The sequence below is a fragment of the Prolinoborus fasciculus genome (genome assembly GCF_056724605.1).
This window is the reverse complement of sequence record NZ_JBWZQN010000008.1, coordinates 52,862-74,145: the sequence shown is the minus strand read 5'-3', so window position 1 is coordinate 74,145 and position 21,284 is coordinate 52,862. Positions and strand designations below refer to the sequence as shown.

Sequence of the window (21,284 nt, the reverse complement as noted above, 5' to 3'; positions counted from 1 at the left end):
TTGTTCCATTTTAGATATTTGTTTAAGATAAGATATAACTCATTGAGATGTGTCATAGTATTCGTCGTTAGAAAACAATTATTATGTCATTATTTCAATGAGTTATCTATTTTTGTCGTGTACAGAGTTTTTATTCATATACTGCTGGCATTTTTGAATCTGCTTGATCAGCTGTTTGCGCCCCAATTGATTCCGGTGGCTATGAATGTCTGGATGATTGCTCTATGTATTTTGGGCTTGTTAATTGTCTTTTTACCACGGGGCTTAGTACCCAAAAGCTGGACAGCACTTGCCTGTTTACCACTGTGCATTCCTCAACTTAATCAGCATGCATTTCAGCTGTCTGTTCTGGATGTCGGGCAGGGACAGGCCATCTTCATTCGGGAAGGGCAAAAGAGCATGATGATCGATATGGGCGGTTATTATAATGAAGAAAAATTCAGTATTGGTCGGCAAGTGATTATGCCATTTTTGTCTGTGCAAGGTGTTGGAGAACTGGATCAACTGATTTTGACCCATCTGGATCAGGACCATAGCGGTGCATATCACAGCATTAAAGATCAACTAAACATCCGACAAGTGTCATCCAATCAGATGCCTGAAACAGCTGCTTCTTCAAGTTTTCAGTTTTGTTATGCACGACAGCAATGGCAATGGTCTGAGACGATTAACTTTAAAATTCTGGCACCTCGGCAGCAGCAGTTAAATACGCCAAACTTCAATAAAAACGACCGCTCTTGTGTGATATATCTGCAAGTTAAAAATGCCGGACCGTATCAAAACTTTTTACTGACGGGGGATGCGGGTTGGGAAACTGAATATCAGCTGCTCCAAGACTATCCCGAACTTCAGGTCGATGTGCTGATACTCGGGCATCATGGCAGTCAGCACAGTTCAGCCTATCAATTTTTAGAAGTTTTGCGGCCTAAATTGACGATTGCCTCGGCTGGGAAATTTAACCGTTATGGCCACCCGAGCCAACTGACCCAGCAACGGTTGAAAGCACTTAATATTCCCTTATTGACCACAGCAGAACAGGGGAGTGTGCACTTCCAGCAACAAGGCTCAAAACTGGTGCTTTCTGCCGAACGACATGAATGGCAGTGGTTGTATCGTCAGCCCTTAAGTGACTGATTCCAATATGGGCGAAACTTTATGTAGTTCTTGAGTTCTTAATGCATTTACTTTGCCCAAAGCTTGTTCATGCTCAAGTTTGTAGAGATTTCCCAAGTCTTGATGCGCATTAAAGCGTTTATAACTCCAATGATAATGTTCCGGATGGCGACGAATTAAATTTTCAATACTATTGATAATGACTTGTGTGCCTTGATTGGCATTGCCATTATAAATTTTTTCATCAACTGCTTCGATAAAGATATCGAATCCATCTTTAGTATTACGTAGAGCATATAAAAACAGGGCACGCGCTTTGGTCTTTTGAATCAGCTTGGCACTCAAATTACTCGTGGCCAGAGGAACACCGAAATAAGGAATATATTCACCACCAATATTCGGGGTATGATCAGGAAGGATGACCGTAGTGCCGCCTTGTTTTAAGGCCTTAAAAATCTGACGAACGCCAGATTCATCGGTCGGCACCAGATGCGCTTGTTCACGACTACGGGCGGCCCGTACAAATTGATCTGCAGCCTGATTTTTCACCGGTTTGTACATAATGGTCATTGAAGTGAACTGGGCGATATAAGCATTCATGATTTCCCAGGTACCAAAGTGCGGCACGATTAACACGAGGCCTTTATTTTGTGCCAATGCATCATGAAGTAGATCTTCGCCAATAACGCGATGAACGCGTTTAAGATTTTTCTGATTGCTTGAGCCCCAAATAGTAAAGAACTCGAAATATGACATTAATTCATTGCGAACCGCAGCACGGTTAATCTGTTCACGTTCCTGACCAGACAGTTCTGAAAGACTGATTTCAAGGTTCAGACGAATGACTTCCGAAGTTTTAGTGACTTTAAAACTGTTCACAATAAAGGCCAGAAGACGGGCCATCCAGCGAGAAACCGGAAGCGGTTGGCGGCTAATGTATTTGAGTAAACCGTAAGCTGAATTCCGTGAGCCCTGTTTCGTCATTGATTTCGTCTAAGTACAAAAAAAAGAGAACAAAATTTATTATAGGCGAAAACGTTTTGTTTAGACAGAATTACCCGATTCAGTGTATATAATGGGTTCAATATAAATCAATTTATTGGATTATTTATGTCCGATTGGCCACCAAAACCTGAAAATCAAATACAAAATACGCAACAGCCAGTTCAACCGACTGGTCCGGAATGGAAACTGCTGGAAAAAGCGGTTTTAGCTTCGGTAGAAGAACAGCGCCGTGCACGCCGTTGGGGGATTTTCTTTAAATTTCTGACTTTTGCTTATCTGCTTGTGGTGATTCTGGCGCTAGGCAAAAGCTGTAGTTCTGTTTCTTCAGATGCCAGCACTGGTGCAGGTTCTCATATCGCAGTCGTGGACATTGTGGGTACGATTGCAGCCGACAAACAGAGTGTCAACAGTAGCAATACCATTAAATCACTGAAAAAAGCCTTTGAAAATAAACAAAGTAAAGCAGTGGTGCTGAATATTAACTCACCTGGCGGTTCGCCGGTACAGTCGGATGAAATCTGGCAGGAAATTCAGTATCTGAAAAAACAGTATCCTGGGAAAAAACTGTATGCCGTGATTGGCGATACTGGGGCTTCAGGTGCTTATTATATTGCTTCAGCTGCGGACGAAATTATTGTCAATCCATCGAGCTTGGTCGGTTCAATTGGGGTGATCATGCCGAATTATGGCGTGACTAATCTATTGCAAAAATTAGGTGTTGAAGATCGCACTATGACCTCAGGCGAAAACAAAGCCTTACTGTCGATGACTCAGCCAGTTGATCCTGCGCAAAAAGCTCATGTACAGGGTGTGCTAGATAATGTGCATGGTCACTTTATTAATGCAGTGAAACAGGGACGTGGGGCTAAGTTGAAATCCAATGATCCTGCCATTTTCTCTGGCTTGTTCTGGACCGGTGATCAGGCGGTGAAATTAGGTATTGCGGATCGTATCGGTAGCTTAAATACCTTGAAACGTGAACTGAAAACTGAAAAAGCGTTGAATTACACCATTGAATATAGTCCATTTGAATCAGTCTTGGGTCGTATGGGGTCATCGATTGGGGATGGAATTGCTTCTTCGGTTGCACAGAAGCTTCAGTCAGAAAACAGCACGACACTGCAATGAAACCACTGATTCATTTCGCGCACGCCAATGGCGTGCCATCCAAAGTCTATAAAAAGCTGTTTGATGGATTGCAAGATGATTACGATATTATCTATGTGCCGCTTTTAGGGCCAGATAAGCGTTATCCGATTGATAACCATTGGAAAAGCCTGACCCAGCAAGTGATTGATAGTATTGTGCGCCAGTCACATGGGCGACCTGTCATTGGTCTGGGGCATTCTTTGGGATCCGTGTTAACTCTGCAGGCGGCTTTGCAGCGCCCAGAGCTGTTTTCGCAAATGATCATGCTGGACCCGCCGATGATTATGGGTAAAGAAGCCTTTGCCTTACATATTGCAAAGACTTTGCGCTTAAAAGCATTGGATAAAATGTCTCCAGCAGGTCTGTCGAAACGCCGTCGTGACCATTGGGATTCACGTGAACAAGCCGCTGAATTGCTGCGCCCTAAAGGTTTTTATCAGGATTTTGATGCGGATTGTTTCCAAGCTTATATTGACCATGCCTTGCAGGAGGATCCCATCCGGGGTGGAGTAGAACTCACTATCCCTAAAAGGGATGAGGTCGCAGTCTTTAGAACCAATCCGTCGCTATGGTGGTTGCCTCAGGCAAAACCAAAAATTCCTGTGCATCTGGTCGTTGCCGAGAAAGGTCCATTTCTGGCCCGCAAGTTCCCGCAGCAAGTGCAAAAGAAGTTTGGTATTCCTTTTACCGTGGTGGATGGTGGACATATGTTCCCATTGGAACAACCTGATCAAGTAGCTGGCTTGGTCAAACAGCTGATTCAGCAACAGTCTGCTTGAATTATTGAATATATTGGAAATAAAAAAACGCATCCGAGGATGCGTTTTTTTATATCTAAATTTTTTTAGAACTTGCAGAATTGAACAGGCGCTTGCATTTTCTCATTTCGATATAACACACCATCTTTAGTATGTTGAATCGTTCCGCTACAAATCCATTCTACGACTTGTGGATAGATCACATGCTCGAGGCTATGCACACGTGTTGCCAAACTTTCTACCGTATCATGATGAGAAACCTTGAGAACACCTTGGGCAAGCGCTTGGCCTGCATCCAGTTCAGCCGTAACATAATGCACCGTACAACCGTGCAGAACATCACCGGTATTGAGTACACGCTGATGCGTATGCATGCCTTTATAATAAGGCAACAGGGAAGGGTGAATATTTAACATTTTTCCTTCCCAGGCTTTCACAAATTTTTCACTTAAAATTCGCATAAAGCCGGCAAGTACCACCAGATCCACATCCCAGTCCAAAAGCTGTTGATGCATGACATCATCAAAAGCTTCACGGTTTGGATATTGCTTGTGTTCAATAACTGCAGTCTGAATGCCTGCCTGTTGTGCACGCGTTAAAGCAAAGGCTTCAGGTTTGTTGGAAATCACGCCCACAATTTGCCCTGAAAGATTGGCATCAATCAAGGCTTGCAGATTTGATCCACTACCTGAAACAAGTACAGCAATTTTAATCATGCGAAATTACGCAAAGATCACACGAATTTTTTCGTCTGCATCTGCAACTGATTCAGCATTGTCTTGAATCTGACCCATCGCCCATGCTTTTTCGCCAAGCTGGTTGAGTAATTCAACAGTTTTGTCTGCATCAGCTGCATCAACAACCAGCACCATGCCGACGCCACAGTTGAAAGTACGATACATTTCAAATTGTTCTACGCCGCCTTCACGTTGTAGAAGTTTGAATAGCTCAGGCCATTCCCAAGAAGATTCATTTACCAACGCTTGAGCACCGTTTGGAAGTACGCGAGGTAAGTTACCTGGTAAACCACCACCGGTGATGTGTGCCATCGCATGGACATCAACGTGTTTTAACAGTTCAAGAATTGGTTTTACATAAATGCGTGTTGGTTCCATTGCAACATCTGCAAGTGGGCGGCCATCGACGATTTGATTCAGGTCAACGTTTTTCACGTCCAGGATTTTACGAAGCAGTGAGTAGCCGTTTGAGTGCGCACCTGAAGAAGCTACACCAATTAAAATGTCACCCGCTTTGACTTTAGAGCCATCAATAATTTTACTTTGCTCAACAACACCGACACAGAAACCTGCAAGATCGTAATCTTCGCCTTCATACATGCCTGGCATTTCAGCAGTTTCACCGCCAACTAATGCACAGCCAGCAAGTTCACAACCAGCGCCAATACCAGTGACTACATTTGCAGCAACATCAACATTTAAGTGACCAGTTGCATAATAATCAAGGAAGAACAGTGGTTCAGCACCACAGACAAGAAGGTCATTCACGCACATTGCAACCAAGTCTTGACCAATTGTGTCATGACGGTTCAAATTCAGTGCCAGACGTAATTTTGTACCAACACCATCTGTGCCAGATACGAGAACAGGTTCTTCATAACCTTTAGGAATTTTACAAAGTGCACCAAAGCCACCTAGACCGCCCATAACTTCGGGACGTGAGGTACGCTTAGCGACAGATTTGATACGATCGACTAACGCGTCGCCCGCCTCAATGTCGACACCTGCATCTTTGTAGCTTAAACCAGTGTTTGGGGTAGAAGTTGAGTTGCTCATAATGAAGTCTCCGCATTCGCGGGTGCGATTATAACCTGAATATGTAAAACTCTTATGGTATTTGTGGCCTAAAATGCTATCTTTATTAAAATATTTTAATTTTTAGAATGATTAATAGAGAAAAGGCAAGATTCTATGGTCGATCGTACTTTACGGCGCATTCTTATACTTGCTGGTATAGCATTGATACTTTGGGTTTTATATCTGCTTAAACCAGTTGTAGTTCCTTTTGTTGCAGCTTTTCTAATTGCTTATTTATTTAGCCCCTTGGTTAATGTTTTGCACCGCATTGGGCTGGCTCGATGGCTCTCGATCAGTATCGTATTTATCGGGATTGGGATCGTGGTTACATTGGTGATGTGGTATCTGGTGCCACTAGTCTGGCAGCAGCTGATGTATGCGCGTGATAGCATTCCGGCCGGGATTCACTGGATCAATTACACGTTCTTACCTTGGCTTTCCGATAGCTTTAATCTGGTACCAATGGAAATCGATACCGATCAGATTTCCTCAGTCGTAATGGACTATGTCCAGACCAATTATAGTGCGGACAGTATTCAGGCAATGCTGCTAAAACTGGCACAATCTGGCCTGAATTTTATCCAGATTGGTGGCACGATTGTCCTGATTCCGATTATTGCCTTTTATTTCTTGCTGGATTGGGATCGTATGCTGGACAGCTTACGCCGCCTGATTCCCCGTCCTTATGAAAAAACAACCTTAAATATTGTGAGTGAATGTCATAGTGTCTTAGGTGCCTTTGTCAAAGGTCAGTTCCTGGTCATGGTTCTGTTGGGCGTGGTTTATGCAGTGGGACTGCAACTGATTGGCCTGGAGATTGGCTTGATCATCGGGATGATTGCCGGATTGTGCAGTATCATTCCGTATCTTGGTTTTGCGGTTGGAATTATTGCCGCAGTCATTGCAACCTTTTTCCAATTTGGAATCGACTGGTGGCAGCTGGTACTGGTGGGGATTGTATTCATGGTGGGTCAGGCTGTAGAAGGCTATATCCTACAACCGTTCTTACTAGGTGATAAAATTGGTCTTTCTCCTGTAGCTGTAGTATTTGCAGTTCTGGCAGGTGCGCAACTGGCCGGATTCTTGGGTATGCTGATTGCCTTACCAGTGGCAGCCGTGATTGTGGTACTGCTGCGGCATATCCGTGAGTATTATGAACATACGCCATTTTATGGTGATCAGGCTGTTATCATACAAGATGCATCTACCGGTTCAATCAATATTGAAACAGCAGACTTAGATGTTGATATTGAAATGAAAAAGCCACAGAAAAAACCGCTGCAAGCAGAGGAGAACTCAAGTAAAATTCATGATCCACATCGTAAAGACTCATAAGGCCAAAAAATCGTATGCGTCAATTGCAGTTAGATATAGAACCTCAGCTCGATGCCCGAATCAGTGATTTTTCAGGGCCGGGTTGGGGGCATGTCATTGATGCTATCCGGCAATTACATGCAGGCCTGATCAACCGATTTTATATCTATGGGGGAGCCGGTACAGGTAAAAGTCATTTGTTGTCTGCCATCTGTGATTCTTATCTGGAAGTGGGTAAATCTGCAATTCAGGTATCTTTGCTTGAACTTTTAGATGCACCGACTGAGGCGATTACTTCTCTAGATCGTTTTGATCTGGTAGCACTTGATGATATCGAAGCGATTAGTGGCGTACCCCATTGGCAACGCGCAGTATTTCACTTGATTAATTATAATAATGAAGGTGGTGGGCAGTTGGTGTTTTCGTCACGTTTTGCACCTATCGAACTCAAACTCGAATTGCCAGATTTACAATCCCGTCTCACGCAGGCGGTCAGTACCCGTGTTCCGAGTGGCAGTTTGTATGCTGATCGCTATGCGCTGGTTTCCTCGGTACTCGATCGTCGTGGGATCCATTTAGACCCTCAAATCTTTGACTATTTACTAAGCCATGGGCCACATCAAACTTCAGTGCTGCTTCAAAGATTAGAGCAGATTATTCAATTGCTTAAAGGGGAAAAATTGAAAGTCAGCAATGCTAATCTGCGGCAGATATATGCCTTGATTGACGAATATCGGTAAAATATAAAAATTCTTGAGTAATTACTCAGTCTATGACACAGTAAGGCAAAATAATTCGCTGTTGCAAGGATTCTGCAACTTTAGAAGAAAAAGAAAGAAATAAAAATTAAGGAGAAGGTTATGCTCAAGAAGAGCATAGGCATAGCTTTGCTATGTATAGCGGGGCAGTCGTATAGTGCAGATATTATTGTAACCACTACAGAAGATATTGAAAAAGATGACAAGGAATGTTCACTTCGAGAAGCTGTTGAGTATGTTAACCGTGGCTTAGCTAAATCAGGTTTTATGGGGTGTGGTGGGGAGAACTCATCCAGTACCATTATTTTAAAAGAAAAAAATACCTATGTGTTGAACCAGCATATCGCGATTAAAAAATCTCTTACCATCCGTGCGGTCGCAGAAAGTGATGGCGAATTCAGTACGGATGAAAAAGCATTAGGCTTGCATAATGCTCATATTCAAATGAAAGGTACTGATAACCTTTTCCGGATCAACAGTACAGATACATTGGTTCAGTTAAATTTGAAAGAACTGGATCTTGAAGGCTGTGGTAAAACCAGTTGTGCTGAACAAGGTGGCCTAATTTATAATAAAGGTCAGCTAATTCTAGAATATAACCATCTATTTAATGCTGCTGCCAACTTGGGTGGGGCAATTTATAATGCTGGCAAGTTTGGTCAGAACTTAACAAGCCGTGCACAAATTAAAAATAGTCTGATCGAAAATAATAAAGCCCAACGAGGCGGGATCCTGTATAGCGAGCTACCTGCTTTCCTCATTTATCAAAGTGTACTTAAAAATAATCAGACACTGGATAATTCCGCGACCAATATTTATAGCGCGGGACAGTTTGCTGACTCCAGTAAAGATCAAGGTATTAGTGGGGAGGTATTAAGTAGTACGATACTAAAAAATAAGGGTGTATTTATTAATGTCCTGGACGGGATGGGATTGAATAATCTCACCATAGTTGACAATGAAAATACTGCTTTAAATATCCATGCACCGTATGGAAGAGCTTATGTAGCGAATAGTATTATTTTAAGAAATGGTACACAGGATTGCCAAATTATCACTGGTGATAAGTCTGTGTCGCAAAATAATCTGCTGACAGCCTCGTGTGGTGTAGGGGATGCCGTCGCGCCGAACCAGTTCTGGAATGGTACACGACTTTTTGCTGAATCCTCAGATAAAAGTGAAGGTGCTTGTCAGACCCTAGAAGAAAATAATAATGCCATACTTTGTCCATACAGCGTTCCTAAAGGACAATTTCTCGGTTATATGCGTCCACGAATTTTGTTGAACTATATCCTTGTGAATGAATCGCCGATTGTGAATAGAGGCACAGGATTGAATCTGGCAAATCCAACAGTAGCATGTGAGGCGGCAGATCAGCGTGGGATCAACCGTTTGATGGATAATCTGTTTTGTGATCGAGGTGCTGTTGAAATCACAATACCAATTTCAGGCAGTCTAGTGGGACAAGATCTGTTAAAGGGTGAAATTGCCAAGTTTTCAATTGAATCTTATCTGGGAGATAGTGATTTAATTCCAAAAGAACAGTGTAATGCCATTGTTGGTCAGAATCCGACGGGGGAGCCTTGGCAAGATGGCTGTTTGAAAGTGGTACAAACCAAAACAGCTTCCAAGGGTAAAACAATCATCGATATTCATGGCAATGTCGTTTATACCCCCGATTCTACCTGGCATGGAGCAGATATTTTCGAACTACAAGTGGTGACCTCATCTACACGATTTAATAAAAGTAAACCTTATTTGACTATTACTACTCAAATTGTTCAGGAGCCAAAAAATGAAATGGAAGACAAAGCAGTCAAAACTTCAGGCGGCTCATGGGGGTGTGGTGGATTACTGATTTTACTCGGATTAATAGGTTTACGCCGTGGATTAAAAGATTAAGGAAAAATCATGAAAAATTATAAAAAAGGACTGCTTGCGGCCATGATTTTATCTGCCATGAGTTTGATGGCAGCCGAAGATAAAACGATATATGTGACTACTTTTGCTGATGAAGATGGCGAGAATAATAATGCCTGTTCTTTGCGAGAAGCCATTAAAACTGCAAAACTGGATAAATCTTATGGCGGATGTAATGTAGGACGTACGCTTCGATTGGATGGTTCAGCTGCAGATGTGATTCAGCTTGAAGCAGGCGAGTACAAATTAGATAAAGAGCTGATCGTAGAGTCAGCGCTCAAAATTTATGGGAAAACTCCGCTTAACTATGCTAGTCGTAGTCCGATTACGCTGTTATATCCAACCCGGGAGGCTTTAAAAAGTACTATTTCAGGCCAGGGGAAAACCAGATTATTTAATAGTATGGCCAGCCAATCCAGTCTGGAAATTCATCATCTGATCTTAAAGGATGGTTATGCAGCAATAAATACCTTGGATAAAGGTAATGGCGGTACTTTTTATGTAGCTGGGCCTTTAAGTATTAATACCAGTGAAATAGTAAATTCCCGAGCAGCTGCAGAAGGTGGGGCGATTTATAGTGTAGCAATGAATACGGAAAGGAATATTGTCATTCAGGATTCTTTGATTCAAAAAAATCAGGCGAGTTCATATGGTAGTGTTTTGGCGATGGACTGTCAGGGAAATTTAGGGACAACTCAAACCAATGTGAAAATTAATTCCAGTAGTATTGTTAAAAACGGTTCAGACACTACTAACAGTATTATTGATTTTTGTGGCTATGCCACAGTAGAAATTGTTAACTCTACTATTGCGAAGAATACTGCAAGTACCACAGGACATATTGTGCGTATGACGAATGAAGTTAATCGTCCCCTCAGTAAATTCTCCAGTTTAACTGCATTAAGTAATACTATTGTTGAAAATACAGCCCAATCTACTTTATTTTATGACAATACCGGTTTTAGATATTTTAATTTCAATGTTTTAGCCTTTAACCAAGGCCTGTCTTGTGAATATGCCTTAAATCAGGGGAATCCGACCAAGGCACAACGTGTTGAATTTTCTACAATTCGAAATGCAATTCAAACGACTGGGCCATCACGTTGCGTATTGCCAGAATTAGACGAAGATACTACTTCAAATAATCTTGATGTCTCTAACAATATAATCAGCAGTTTATTAACAAATTATATTGAGCCTGCTATTGATAATCGCTATTTAGGGCTATATTACCCGCGTGATAATCAGACCGCAACGGATTTGGTAGATATCGGAGTGAGTGGCTGTATTGAACAAGACCAGCGTGGTATTGATCGTGTGATTGGATCCACATTAACATTTGATCCAAGTGCAAAAAATACTTGCGAGATCGGCTCAGTTGAAATCCGACGTTTGACTGCAGCCGATATTACGGACTTGCAAAATAAGAGTTTGGTAGAACTCAATGACTTTTATCAGGAGAATATAGATGATCTCGAAGAAATCATTGCTGATAAAAATACTCCAGAAAATGAGCTTCCTGGTTTAAAGGAAGAATTGAAAAGTTATCAGGATTTGCTTAAATATACCAAGCAATATCAGAAATATCGTGCAATCTATATTAATCCTTTTATCTTGGCTATGCCTCAAGAAACTCTAACCAATGATAAGATTCAAATTAAAGCCTTAAATTCAGAAAATTATGAGGTCAGTGTAAAAACTTTAGGTGTTGGTAAGTTAATTGGTACTGGTAATTCGACCACTGTGGAAGGAAATCCCAATGATCCAAATCTTAAATGTGAGTGGAAACCTGATTTAAACCGGATCATGATGTATCGCACTGATGGTAAGCAGACCAGTTCGGTTGATATGGAGTTCTGTAGTTATACACTTAAAGACCAGGCTACAGGTGTAAGCAGTGCTGGCCTCTTAAGAGCAGCTTTTAACAACATTGCACCAATTGCAAAAGATGATGAATATCGGCTTAGTCCAGAGAATAATCTTACAGTGATGGTAAATCCGCTTGAAAATGATAGTGATGATGGGGATGGGCCTCTACCATCAGGAAAGTCGGCTTTTTATCAAGATAAAGATGGAAAAGAGATCCCGATTCATATTGTTAAGCTGCCTGCGGGAGTTTCACTGAAGGCAGAGCGACAAGGAGCCTGTCCTGATACCTACCAAAATCAGACCTGTTATGGTGGACAGCTGACATTTAGTGTAAAAAATAATTTAAGCCAGGCAAATTACAGCATGGATTATGCGATTTTTGATGCTGATGAAAAAATGTCAGAAAAAGCAACAATCTTGTTACGTAATACAGTTAAAAATACGAATACGTCCTCAAGTGGTGGTGGGGCAGTTGGAATGTGGGGGTTACTAGGATTATTAGGGCTCGCAGCTTATCGCCGCTTAAGAAAATAAAATATGATTGAAACATCAAAAAAGCCTCCATATGGAGGCTTTTTTATATTAAGTGTTTAATGCGAGTTAGGCTGCTGAGTCACTTGCTGATATTTGAGAATATATTCTTCGCGAATGGCAAGGCGTTGCTCAGGAGACGCTTTTTGCATACGTGCGCCCAGTTCTTTACGTTCCTGACTGCTCATCATTTGCCATGTTTCACGCATTCTCTGCTTTTCCGCATCAGGGAGTTGGGTAAACCAGTCCATACGCTGCTGCAAGCTGACACGTTGTTGTTCGGGGATTTCTTTTAAAGATTGATAACGTTTAATCAGTGCCAATTGTTCAGAATCAGAAAGACTATCCCAAGTATCAGTTACTTGGGTATTCGCATCCTTGGAAAATAGCCAAAAACGTTCAAATCCTGCAAAGCTGGTTTGCAGAAAACTGAATGCACAAAAAGCAATCGCCAATTTTTTAGCTGCCATGTGGAACTTTGTCCTCACCTAAAACCATTAACATTTCTAAATCTTCAAGCATTTGCGGAGACAGTTTTGGGACTGACACCATTTGAGTTTGCGGCTCGTTATGGTCCGAAAGATTTGGTAATACCACAATGCCTGCAATCGCAGCTGCCAAAGCAAAACCTGACATTTTTAGAAATGCAAAGCGTGAATGTTTTGAATCCTGAATTTCTTCAAGAACATGGTGCATGACAACAGGTTTGTCTTTATGTTGTTGTGCCAGTCCATCAAGTTTGGAAGTTACTTGTTTTAAGAAATCATCTTGATTCATTCGGATGACCCTCCCAGATATGGATTTAAATGTGCTAAAGAGGCGCGTAAGCCTTGGATAGCACGGTGGTAATGGGTTTTTACACTGCCTTCTGTGCAGTTCATAATCTGTGCGGTGGTATGCGTATCAAATCCTTCCCAAGCTCTTAGCATAAATGCCTGCTGCTGACGCACAGGCAATTTTGCAATCGCTTCCTGGATTTCTTCAGCAGTGACTGCCTGATCGAGAAAGTCCAGCGGCGTTGGTGTTGATTCATCGACGACATCATCAAATTCAATTTCGTCGTCATCAAGACTGACTTTCTTGAAAAATGAAAACATTTGACCACGCCGTGACTCTTTACGACGCCAGTCCTGTAACTTGTTGTTGAGAATGGTATAAAATAGGGGATACCATTCTTCAGTACTTTTTTCTGCATAGGATTTGTGTAAGGAAATGAAAGCTTCCTGAACCAGATCCATGGCAATACCATGATGACCTTGAGTCGCACTTTCCATCATCACCAAGGCACGCCCAGTCACATCCTGCATGAAATTCTTCAGACGTGCTTCAGCCGTACTCTTCAGAATACTTACATCGTGTGTTTGCAACTGTTTTGGTGCTAAATCCATAGAGATGGAAAATCCTGTCATTGGACACCCACCATTATTCCCAAGTTCATAATCATATAACGTTGGGAATCCTGGTTTGGTTGACAATTAAGTTTATTATTTTTGTAGTTTAATCTATTTTATACATGGGCAGGGTCGTATTAAAACACTGTAACCTAAATCCCTAATTAGATACGTTGACGTACCATTTCAAAGAAACAGATCGAACCCGCAATGGCGACATTCAGTGATTCCTGACCACCGGGTTGCGGAATGCTCACGGCTTCAGCATGTTGCATCGCATAATCAGACACGCCTTGGCCTTCATTACCCAGAATCCACACGCAAGGTTTACGTAAGTCTTTTGAATACAGGCTTTCAGCACGGTGTGAGCTGGTTACATAGACAGGGATTTGAAATTGCTCAAGAATTTGTTCAAGCGCGATATTTTCAAAGGTTTGCAATGTGAAATGTGCACCCATACCGGCACGTAATACGCGTGGAGACCAGAGCGAGGCAGACCCTTTGGTACACACAATCTGTTCAATACCGGCAGCAGCAGCAGAGCGAAGCAGGGTGCCTACATTACCCGGATCCTGTACATTTTCCAGAATCAAAGTGTCTGCTTTAAAATCCAATGCATAATTTGCTGTCGGTAGAGTCACTACAGCTAAACAGGCTACAGATGTTCCTAAGGTGCTTAAATCTTTGTATAAAGACTCGCTTAGAACAAAGACCATACCTGTGTATTTTGCGAGAATTTTCTCGAAATCAGGATGTGAAAGTGCATGTTCAGTAGTGAAAATAGAATCAATTTTACGGTTTTCATGTAGCCAGGCGAGAGACAGATGCGTGCCTTCTAAAACCGTTTGACCCTGTTTTTTACGATAGGTATTTTGTTCAATTAAACCGCGTAAGTGTTTAATCTTTGGATTGTCTTTTGAATCAAGAAAAAAAGTTGGCATGGGAGATATAATCCACGGCAGCCGATTCAATACCGGCTGCCGCTATAAAAATTAGTTGTGGTAGCTGGTCACAAGATCAACTTCGTTTTTAGAACCAATGATCACAGGAACACGCTGATGTAAATCAGTCGGTTCGATCTCAAGAATACGGACACGACCTGTAGTCGATGCGCCGCCAGCCTGTTCCATCAACATACTCATTGGGTTGGCTTCATACATTAAACGCAGACGGCCTGCTTTAGCCGGATCTTTAAGGTCGTATGGATACATGAAGATACCGCTACGGCAAAGAATACGGTGAATGTCGCCCACCATACAGGCAACCCAGCGCATATTGAAGTCTTTTTCACGCGGGCCAGTTTTGCCAGCTAACAATTCATCGATATAACGCTGTACTGGTGCTTCCCAATGACGCTGATTCGACGCATTGATCGCATATTCTTTAGTATCCGCAGCAACCTGAATTGCTTCAGAAGTCAGCAGGAATTCTTGAGTCTCAGGGTCATAGGTAAAGAACACCACGCCTGCGCCGACCGTCAATGCCAACATGGTTGACGGGCCATAAAGCACATAACCTGCAGCTACCTGATGAACACCGGCTTGCATAAAGTCTTCTGCCTGAGTCACAGCATTCTTCGCAGGAAGAATCGAGAAAATAGTACCAACACACATATTGATGTCGATATTGCTTGAACCGTCTAATGGATCGAACAATACCAGAAATTGACCATTTTCTTGTGCAGGGGTGAATTCATCCAGTTCTTCTGAGGCCAAACCACCCACATTTGGATGTTGCTGCAAGGCATCAATCAAATAGTCATTAGAAATGACATCTAGTTTCTTTTGCTCTTCGCCTTGAACGTTTTCATGCTGTGCACTTCCCAATACACCCGCTAAAGCACCTTTTTGCAGTAATTGATCAATATCTTTGCAAGTGTTTGCAATTGTTTCAATAACTTGCGCAAGTTCAGGTGTGAGATTCCCGCTTTGTTGTTGTAAAAACTGGGATAAAGTGCGGTATGACATAGGGGAAACTCCAAAACTTAAATCGGGAAAAAATGATCAAAACGATATGCGGCTATATTTTAGATGAGAACGTACTAAAAGAAAAATTAAACTGGATTATTTGTATCGATTTTGCCCTTGCAACTCCTGCGGAAAGTGCTATGTTGAAGACAAAGGAAAATTGAGAATAGGAGCACAGATATGACAACATTGAAGTTTGATGCGACTCCAACGCCAAGCGAAGGCATTACTTTAGATGATATCTCTGAAGACAAGATGAAAGAAGCCTGGCGGGATTATGAAGCAAAACCAGAGTACAAACAATTCAATAAACATGACCTGATCGAATCGATGCATCCGGCTGAACAAGATCAGCTTCCCAAGTAGACCGATTCTTTCATTGAAGCAAATAAAAAGCACTCATGATTGAGTGCTTTTTATTTGATGAAACCATCATGAATGAAAATTATTTCAACAATGGTGGTACCGCTTCATAATTAATTTCTACACGGCGGTTTTCTTTCCAGGCATTTTCGTCATGGCCCGCATTGATTGGCATTTCCTTACCATAGCTGACTGCTTCCAATTGACCAGGATTAACACCAGTCGTTACCAGGAAGCTTTCTACTGCTTTGGCACGACGCTCGCCAAGTGCCATGTTGTATTCACGGGTACCGCGTTCATCGGTATGGCCAGTGAGTGCTACACGTGAATTGGCATTGGCCATCAGGAACTGCGCATGGGCTTGCAACGTATTTAGATCTTCATTGCTGAGTTCAGTACTGTCATAGTCAAAATGCACCACGCGTTTTGCCAAGAATGCTTTATTTTCTGCAGTAACGCCTTTTGCAGAAGCGCCTGCCATGTTTTGTGCATTCAGTGCTGCATCTTCACTCAAGCCTTGAGTATTCACAGTTGTTGTACCGGTCGTATCTAAACCGCCCGTTTGAACTTCAGCGGCAGGCTTACGGCTCGCACAACCTGTCATGACAACAGCTGCTGCTAAAAGTGGCAAGGCAAATAATTTTACTTTGTTCATCTTCATCTCCATGAAGTTTGATTATGGGGTAAAGGGTTTATCAATATAAAAATCTTATTTTGGTGCCCAAGCCGGTTCACGGACTTCGCCCGTTTCACTTGGCAAATTCATACGGAAGCGGCCATCCAGCGACATGATCGACAAGAGTCCGCGTGCACCTTCACGGGTGGCATAGACTACCATCTGGCCATTTGGCGAGAAGCTTGGCGATTCGTCCAGCGTTGTTGGTGTCAAAATGTTGTTCACACCAGAGGTCATGTCCTGAACCGCAACTCGATAGTTACTGCCGCTTGGGCGATGAACTAATGCAAGTTTTTTACCATCTGCGCTCAGCGTGCCGCGTGCGTTGAATGCACCACGGAAGGTCAGGCGTTTATTGCTACTTGATTCAAGATCATGGCGGTAAATTTGTGGAGAACCCCCACGGTCAGAAGTGAAAATAAAAGATTTTCCATCTGGTGAATAACGTGCTTCAGTATCAATGGCACTGTCATTGGTCATACGTTGTAGCTGACGCGTTTCCAGATTCATCTGGTAGATTTCCGGATTGCCGTGCATAGAAGCAGTAAACAGCATGCTCTTGCCATCTGGAGAGAAGCTCGGCGCGCCATTCAAACCGCGGAAGCTGGCCAGTTTTTCACGCTGTCCGGTCGCCAGATCCTGTACATAAATCGCCGGGCGTTTGGTTTCAAAGGACACATAAGCGATTTTTTTGGCATCTGGTGTCCATGCCGGAGAAAGGATTGGATCACGTGAGGTCAAAATGGTTTTTGGCTGTTCGCCATCGGTGTCGGCAATCTGCAAGGTATAGCGTTGTTCCGGCGTAGCAGGATTACGCAGCACATAGGCAATACGTCCGCTAAAATCACCAGGAATGCCGGTCAATGCCTGATAGATGGCATCACTGATCATATGCGCTGCCTGACGGGTGCGTGAGGCTGGAACAGTCAGCAATTCATTTAATAGATATTGTTTTTTTTCGACATCATAGAGCTGATACTGGATTTCAAAAGAACCATCGGCTGTGGTCTTGGATGAACCGGTGACCACATAGGGAACACCAGCCGATGCCCAAGCTTCTGCATTCGGATTATTCAATGTCGCTGTTGCAGGCAGATTTTTTGAAGCACTGGTAAAGCGGCCAGAACGATTCAGATCATTTTCCACAATAGGATAAATGCTCTGATCCTGACTGAAAGGTACAACGGCAATTTTAGGTGCTGCCTCAGGTGCCTTGGTAATTTCCAGATGCAATTGGGCATAGGACTGGGTTGCCAATACAGGGCTTAAAGCGCTAATGATTGCGAGGCAGAGTAGATGTTTGCGAGTCTTTTCCATCATTCGTTATTTACTCAAATCAACGGATTTATTGTATAAGTGCTTGGCCTACATCATCGCATGGATTTAATAGAATAAAACCATGAATTTATGACCAAACTGTTATGACACTGTGAAAAGTGAATATTATTTAATCAATTTAAAGTGAAGTTTAGCTTAAAAAATAAAAGCCATCACAACATTATTTATGTGATGGCTCCGTTTTTATTGCGCAGTAAAGGTTGAAGTAAAGCTTCGTGCTTCACGGCGTGCATCTGGATCGGAAGGCATTGGATAAGGTGCAGCAGCACGAACTGCAGCTTCTACACTGGCTTTCATATCGGGATCACTTGCACTTACCACTACAGAAATGACAGAACCACTATCACTTAGCGTGACGCGAGCGTTGGCAGTTTTACCAGATGAACCCACTGGTGTATTCCAAGCCTGTTTAACTTTATTGGTAAAATCGCGCTTCGCAGTAGAGGCAATCCGTTTAGATTCCGCTTTTTTCTGTGCAGCTTCTTCAGCAGCCTGTTTCGCGGCTGAAGCTTTGGCATCTGCATCAGCTCTGGCTTTTGCTTCGGCATCTGCTTTGCGCTTGGCGTCTGCATCCGCTTTGGCCTTAGCGTCGGCATCTGCCTTGCGTTTGGCATCAGCGTCGGCTTTAGCTTTAGCATCCGCTTTGGCTTTCGCATCAGCATCCGCTTTGCGTTTCGCCGCTGCATCATTTTTAGCCTTAGCTGCCGCGTCTGCTTTGGCTTTAGCCGCTGCATCGGCTTTAGCTTTCGCATCAGCATCTGCTTTACGTTTCGCCGCTGCATCATTATTGGCTTTTGCTGCCGCATCTGCCTTTGCTTTAGCAGCAGCTTCAGCCTTACGTTTGGCATCAGCCTCTGCTTTGGCTTTTGTTGCAGCATCCGCTTTTTGCTTGGCAGCTAGGTCGGCTTTTTTCTGTGCTTCCAGTTTGGCTTTTTGTGCAGCATCGGCTTTGCGCTGTGCATTCAGTTCAGCTTGGCGTGCAGCTTCGGCATCTGCCTTGGATTTTTGTGCTGCCTCCGCTTTTGCTCTGGCTGCTGCCTGTTTCGCCTGTTCGGCAGCTTCGGCACGTTTCGCTGCTTCAGCAGCTTGTTGTACAGCCTTGGCTTGCGCTACCTCTTTGAGTTCCTGCTGGGCTTTTTGTGTATCCACTTTCGGTGCAGGCGGAGCAGCAGGTGTGGCAGGCGCCGCTGTCGGAATGACTGGCGCAGGCTCAGGACTAGGTTCAGCTGTTTGAGTAATTTCTTCTGCGACATTTTCATGTGCAGTTTCCTCAAACGGCGTTTCTTCTCGGGTGACCGGTTTGAGGTCCTCAGGTTTGATCAGGACCGTTTTAATCTGCTTCGGCGGTTCAGGTGGTTTACTCATGCCAAGATAAAGTAAACCCACCAAAGCCACTGCATGGATGCCTAAGGTGAATCCAATCGCGATGGCTTTTTTCTGAAATGGTGGCTTTTTATAATCTTTCATACATTATTCTAATGGCTGGGTCAGTAAACCGACCTGAGATAAACCGGCATCCTGCAGGCTGGACATCAAGGCCATGACATCGCCATAAGGACGGGTATTGTGGCCATTGATCACGACATTCAGCACTTTATTGTCATTTTGTGCCTGTGTTTGCGCTTCAACAAGGGCAGCAGTCAATTCATCCAGCGTGACTGGGCCAGTGGCCTGATTTTTATGTTCTAAATAATATGAACCATCTTCTTTCAGGGTGACAATGGTCGGTGCATCTTTAGATTCAATCGGTAGCCCATTGGCCTGAGGTAGGTCGACCTTGATGCCACTGGTGATCATGGGTGCAGTGACCATAAAGATCACCAGAAGCACCAGCATCACATCAATATAAGGTACGACATTCATGTCACTTTTCAGTGGCTTTTTAATACGCTGAAAGCGTCCTGAACCTTGAATCGCCATTAGTCTTTGTCCTGAGTTATGCCCACGGACTGACGTTGTAGCAGTGCCACCATTTCTTCGGCAAACAGGGCACGATCAGAGTAAACGGTTTCACCTTTGGCCGTGAAATGGTTAAAGGCCAACACTGCTGGAATAGCTGCGAACAGGCCAATGGCAGTTGCAATCAGGGCTTCAGCAATACCAGGTGCAACCGTCGCCAGCGTCACCTGATCGACATCTGCCAGGCCAATAAAAGCGTTCATGATGCCCCAGACGGTACCGAACAGACCAACATAAGGTGCAACCGAACCAATACTGGCCAAAGCACCGAGTCCTTGCTCCAGATGACCTTGATCACGGCTCAGGCCGACACGCAGAATACGCTCTGTTCCTTCAATGGACTGGGCAGTCGGTGCATGGCGTTTTTTCAGTTTCAGGAACTCACCCAGACCCTGATAGAAAATATCTTCAAGGCCAGTGCGTTTAGAGTTGAGCTGGGCATTGTTATACAGGGTATTCAGTTCAGCGCCAGACCAGAAGATTTTCTGGAAATGTTCATCATCGGCCTGGGCTTTTTTATAACTCATATAGAGTCTGGCAATCAGATACCAGCTATATATTGAGGCTAACAGAAGAGAAAGCATCACCAGTTGTACGACAGGGCTTGCTTGTAAAATAAGATCTGAAACTTGAAGAGATGATTCTAACTGAGTCGCCATAGTTGTTACGTGTGCCAATAAATTTTTTAGTCTTGTTCCAATTCTTTTTGAATTAGTTCGCGTATTTCATCCGGGAGTCGACGTGGTCGCATCTCTGCACTGATACATGCCAACTCAACCTCACCCGATGCAAGCATGATTTCACCACGATAAATATTTTGTTGCAATACAAATGATGAAGCTTTACATGAAATCACACGTGCAGTAACAGTAATTAAATCATCCATCAGGATGGGGCGCATATATTTGACATTAATTTTGTGTACCACAAAATTATATTCTGCCTGTTGCCAGTAATGACTGACTCCGGCAGCACGCAGCCATTCGGTACGGGTACGTTCCATATAGCGAATGTGGTTAGCATGGTAGACAATACCACCTAGATCAGTATCTTCAATATATACGCGGATATTGAATTCAAAATGATTCGCCATAGTTTTGTTCCATGCAGATGTTCGAAATTTTTGCTTGTTTTTAGATGCAGGAGAGGGATTAGAATTTGCCGGATTCCTGCCAAAAGTCAAGCAATTTAGCGGTTTAAAGTTTAGCATTGTGAGTTTTGAGACCAATGGCACAAGGTGTCAAATCTGGAGAGAAGTCGCCAAGAAGAAGTACTGAGCGCTTAACAGCTCATTTATGAAACAGCAGCAGTTACTAAAATGCGCGAGTCCATGAAGTCGCGCATTTTAGTAATAGAAGA

The 21,284-nt window shown here is 43.2% G+C and carries 22 protein-coding genes; 8 read left to right on the top strand and 14 right to left on the bottom strand.

Features of this window, described 5'->3' with window-relative positions; all coding sequences use genetic code 11:
* Positions 1 to 153: 153 nt before the first annotated feature.
* Positions 154 to 1,134: an MBL fold metallo-hydrolase gene (locus AC1P5O_RS03370; RefSeq protein ID WP_262466851.1), complete on the top strand. Its 981-nt coding sequence runs from the start codon at positions 154 to 156 to the stop codon at positions 1,132 to 1,134.
* Here AC1P5O_RS03370 and AC1P5O_RS03365 read toward each other — a convergent pair.
* Entirely contained in the window at positions 1,123 to 2,097 is a 975-nt protein-coding gene (locus AC1P5O_RS03365; protein ID WP_262466852.1) for a lysophospholipid acyltransferase family protein, read from the bottom strand. The genes AC1P5O_RS03370 and AC1P5O_RS03365 overlap by 12 nt on opposite strands.
* Positions 2,098 to 2,223: 126 nt before the next feature.
* Here AC1P5O_RS03365 and sppA point away from each other — a divergent pair, with 126 nt between their 5' ends.
* Both sppA and AC1P5O_RS03355 read left to right on the top strand, forming a co-directional pair.
* Positions 2,224 to 3,246, top strand: coding sequence for a signal peptide peptidase SppA (gene sppA, locus AC1P5O_RS03360; RefSeq protein ID WP_262466853.1), 1,023 nt, complete (start codon positions 2,224 to 2,226; stop codon positions 3,244 to 3,246).
* Positions 3,243 to 4,046, top strand: a complete 804-nt coding sequence (locus tag AC1P5O_RS03355; RefSeq protein WP_004279132.1) for an alpha/beta fold hydrolase — start codon at positions 3,243 to 3,245, stop codon at positions 4,044 to 4,046. Before sppA ends, AC1P5O_RS03355 begins: the two co-directional genes overlap by 4 nt.
* Positions 4,047 to 4,111: 65 nt before the next feature.
* On the opposite strand, the gene purN is transcribed toward AC1P5O_RS03355, so the two are convergent.
* Together purN and purM are read right to left on the bottom strand one after the other, a co-directional pair.
* Positions 4,112 to 4,741, bottom strand: a complete 630-nt coding sequence (purN, locus tag AC1P5O_RS03350) for a phosphoribosylglycinamide formyltransferase (RefSeq protein ID WP_004279130.1) — start codon at positions 4,739 to 4,741, stop codon at positions 4,112 to 4,114.
* A gap of 6 nt (positions 4,742 to 4,747) precedes the next feature.
* A complete protein-coding gene (gene purM, locus AC1P5O_RS03345; RefSeq protein ID WP_004279128.1) occupies positions 4,748 to 5,818 on the bottom strand; it encodes a phosphoribosylformylglycinamidine cyclo-ligase in 1,071 nt (356 codons plus the stop codon).
* A 135-nt stretch (positions 5,819 to 5,953) separates the two neighbouring features.
* Here purM and cxpE point away from each other — a divergent pair, with 135 nt between their 5' ends.
* From cxpE to AC1P5O_RS03325, 4 genes are all read left to right on the top strand, one after another.
* Positions 5,954 to 7,174, top strand: a complete 1,221-nt coding sequence (gene cxpE / locus AC1P5O_RS03340; RefSeq protein ID WP_004279126.1) for a chloramphenicol efflux transporter CxpE — start codon at positions 5,954 to 5,956, stop codon at positions 7,172 to 7,174.
* Between the two features lie 14 nt (positions 7,175 to 7,188).
* Positions 7,189 to 7,893, top strand: a complete 705-nt coding sequence (gene hda, locus AC1P5O_RS03335; RefSeq protein ID WP_004279125.1) for a DnaA regulatory inactivator Hda — start codon at positions 7,189 to 7,191, stop codon at positions 7,891 to 7,893.
* Positions 7,894 to 8,013: 120 nt separating this feature from the next.
* Positions 8,014 to 9,813, top strand: coding sequence for a rhombotarget A (gene rbtA / locus AC1P5O_RS03330; RefSeq protein ID WP_262466854.1), 1,800 nt, complete (start codon positions 8,014 to 8,016; stop codon positions 9,811 to 9,813).
* A 9-nt stretch (positions 9,814 to 9,822) separates the two neighbouring features.
* A complete protein-coding gene (locus AC1P5O_RS03325) occupies positions 9,823 to 12,234 on the top strand; it encodes a CSLREA domain-containing protein (protein ID WP_262472335.1) in 2,412 nt (803 codons plus the stop codon).
* A 56-nt stretch (positions 12,235 to 12,290) separates the two neighbouring features.
* On the opposite strand, the gene AC1P5O_RS03320 is transcribed toward AC1P5O_RS03325, so the two are convergent.
* The 5 genes from AC1P5O_RS03320 to AC1P5O_RS03300 form a co-directional block, all read right to left on the bottom strand.
* A complete protein-coding gene (locus AC1P5O_RS03320) occupies positions 12,291 to 12,701 on the bottom strand; it encodes a DUF3106 domain-containing protein (RefSeq protein ID WP_005103857.1) in 411 nt (136 codons plus the stop codon).
* Positions 12,691 to 13,008: a hypothetical protein gene (locus tag AC1P5O_RS03315; protein WP_004279120.1), complete on the bottom strand. Its 318-nt coding sequence runs from the start codon at positions 13,006 to 13,008 to the stop codon at positions 12,691 to 12,693. The genes AC1P5O_RS03320 and AC1P5O_RS03315 overlap by 11 nt, the downstream gene beginning before the upstream one ends.
* On the bottom strand, positions 13,005 to 13,619 hold the full coding sequence (locus AC1P5O_RS03310; protein WP_004645678.1) for an RNA polymerase sigma factor: 615 nt from the start codon (positions 13,617 to 13,619) through the stop codon (positions 13,005 to 13,007). Before AC1P5O_RS03310 ends, AC1P5O_RS03315 begins: the two co-directional genes overlap by 4 nt.
* A gap of 167 nt (positions 13,620 to 13,786) precedes the next feature.
* Entirely contained in the window at positions 13,787 to 14,563 is a 777-nt protein-coding gene (locus AC1P5O_RS03305) for a TrmH family RNA methyltransferase (RefSeq protein ID WP_005252450.1), read from the bottom strand.
* 51 nt (positions 14,564 to 14,614) lie between these two features.
* On the bottom strand, positions 14,615 to 15,589 hold the full coding sequence (locus AC1P5O_RS03300; RefSeq protein ID WP_044112048.1) for a class 1 fructose-bisphosphatase: 975 nt from the start codon (positions 15,587 to 15,589) through the stop codon (positions 14,615 to 14,617).
* A gap of 180 nt (positions 15,590 to 15,769) precedes the next feature.
* Here AC1P5O_RS03300 and AC1P5O_RS03295 point away from each other — a divergent pair, with 180 nt between their 5' ends.
* On the top strand, positions 15,770 to 15,955 hold the full coding sequence (locus AC1P5O_RS03295) for an NF038105 family protein (RefSeq protein WP_004645674.1): 186 nt from the start codon (positions 15,770 to 15,772) through the stop codon (positions 15,953 to 15,955).
* A 79-nt stretch (positions 15,956 to 16,034) separates the two neighbouring features.
* Here the strand turns inward: AC1P5O_RS03295 and pal are convergent, their stop codons facing one another.
* The 6 genes from pal to ybgC all read right to left on the bottom strand — a co-directional run bounded on the left by pal (position 16,035) and on the right by ybgC (position 21,018).
* On the bottom strand, positions 16,035 to 16,607 hold the full coding sequence (pal, locus tag AC1P5O_RS03290; RefSeq protein WP_004279115.1) for a peptidoglycan-associated lipoprotein Pal: 573 nt from the start codon (positions 16,605 to 16,607) through the stop codon (positions 16,035 to 16,037).
* A gap of 54 nt (positions 16,608 to 16,661) precedes the next feature.
* Entirely contained in the window at positions 16,662 to 17,948 is a 1,287-nt protein-coding gene (tolB, locus tag AC1P5O_RS03285; RefSeq protein ID WP_004645672.1) for a Tol-Pal system beta propeller repeat protein TolB, read from the bottom strand.
* Positions 17,949 to 18,149: 201 nt separating this feature from the next.
* Entirely contained in the window at positions 18,150 to 19,433 is a 1,284-nt protein-coding gene (tolA, locus tag AC1P5O_RS03280; RefSeq protein WP_262466796.1) for a cell envelope integrity protein TolA, read from the bottom strand.
* 3 nt (positions 19,434 to 19,436) lie between these two features.
* The gene (gene tolR / locus AC1P5O_RS03275) at positions 19,437 to 19,886 is read right to left on the bottom strand and encodes a protein TolR (RefSeq protein WP_005170046.1); all 450 of its coding nucleotides are present in this window, start codon (positions 19,884 to 19,886) and stop codon (positions 19,437 to 19,439) included.
* A complete protein-coding gene (tolQ, locus tag AC1P5O_RS03270) occupies positions 19,886 to 20,584 on the bottom strand; it encodes a protein TolQ (RefSeq protein WP_004279111.1) in 699 nt (232 codons plus the stop codon). Before tolQ ends, tolR begins: the two co-directional genes overlap by 1 nt.
* 26 nt (positions 20,585 to 20,610) lie before the next feature.
* A complete protein-coding gene (ybgC, locus tag AC1P5O_RS03265) occupies positions 20,611 to 21,018 on the bottom strand; it encodes a tol-pal system-associated acyl-CoA thioesterase (protein WP_004731733.1) in 408 nt (135 codons plus the stop codon).
* Positions 21,019 to 21,284: the final 266 nt, after the last annotated feature.

Excerpts from the sequence above, each read along its gene's own strand:
- AC1P5O_RS03365 (WP_262466852.1), bottom strand. The coding sequence starts at position 2,097 with ATGACGAAACAGGGCTCACGGAATTCAGCTTACGGTTTACTCAAATAC.
- sppA (WP_262466853.1), top strand. The coding sequence starts at position 2,224 with ATGTCCGATTGGCCACCAAAACCTGAAAATCAAATACAAAATACGCAA.
- AC1P5O_RS03355 (WP_004279132.1), top strand. The coding sequence starts at position 3,243 with ATGAAACCACTGATTCATTTCGCGCACGCCAATGGCGTGCCATCCAAA.
- purN (WP_004279130.1), bottom strand. The coding sequence starts at position 4,741 with ATGATTAAAATTGCTGTACTTGTTTCAGGTAGTGGATCAAATCTGCAA.
- purM (WP_004279128.1), bottom strand. The coding sequence starts at position 5,818 with ATGAGCAACTCAACTTCTACCCCAAACACTGGTTTAAGCTACAAAGAT.
- cxpE (WP_004279126.1), top strand. The coding sequence starts at position 5,954 with ATGGTCGATCGTACTTTACGGCGCATTCTTATACTTGCTGGTATAGCA.
- hda (WP_004279125.1), top strand. The coding sequence starts at position 7,189 with ATGCGTCAATTGCAGTTAGATATAGAACCTCAGCTCGATGCCCGAATC.
- rbtA (WP_262466854.1), top strand. The coding sequence starts at position 8,014 with ATGCTCAAGAAGAGCATAGGCATAGCTTTGCTATGTATAGCGGGGCAG.
- AC1P5O_RS03325 (WP_262472335.1), top strand. The coding sequence starts at position 9,823 with ATGAAAAATTATAAAAAAGGACTGCTTGCGGCCATGATTTTATCTGCC.
- AC1P5O_RS03320 (WP_005103857.1), bottom strand. The coding sequence starts at position 12,701 with ATGGCAGCTAAAAAATTGGCGATTGCTTTTTGTGCATTCAGTTTTCTG.
- AC1P5O_RS03315 (WP_004279120.1), bottom strand. The coding sequence starts at position 13,008 with ATGAATCAAGATGATTTCTTAAAACAAGTAACTTCCAAACTTGATGGA.
- AC1P5O_RS03310 (WP_004645678.1), bottom strand. The coding sequence starts at position 13,619 with ATGGATTTAGCACCAAAACAGTTGCAAACACACGATGTAAGTATTCTG.
- AC1P5O_RS03305 (WP_005252450.1), bottom strand. The coding sequence starts at position 14,563 with ATGCCAACTTTTTTTCTTGATTCAAAAGACAATCCAAAGATTAAACAC.
- AC1P5O_RS03300 (WP_044112048.1), bottom strand. The coding sequence starts at position 15,589 with ATGTCATACCGCACTTTATCCCAGTTTTTACAACAACAAAGCGGGAAT.
- AC1P5O_RS03295 (WP_004645674.1), top strand. The coding sequence starts at position 15,770 with ATGACAACATTGAAGTTTGATGCGACTCCAACGCCAAGCGAAGGCATT.
- pal (WP_004279115.1), bottom strand. The coding sequence starts at position 16,607 with ATGAACAAAGTAAAATTATTTGCCTTGCCACTTTTAGCAGCAGCTGTT.
- tolB (WP_004645672.1), bottom strand. The coding sequence starts at position 17,948 with ATGATGGAAAAGACTCGCAAACATCTACTCTGCCTCGCAATCATTAGC.
- tolA (WP_262466796.1), bottom strand. The coding sequence starts at position 19,433 with ATGAAAGATTATAAAAAGCCACCATTTCAGAAAAAAGCCATCGCGATT.
- tolR (WP_005170046.1), bottom strand. The coding sequence starts at position 19,886 with ATGGCGATTCAAGGTTCAGGACGCTTTCAGCGTATTAAAAAGCCACTG.
- tolQ (WP_004279111.1), bottom strand. The coding sequence starts at position 20,584 with ATGGCGACTCAGTTAGAATCATCTCTTCAAGTTTCAGATCTTATTTTA.
- ybgC (WP_004731733.1), bottom strand. The coding sequence starts at position 21,018 with ATGGCGAATCATTTTGAATTCAATATCCGCGTATATATTGAAGATACT.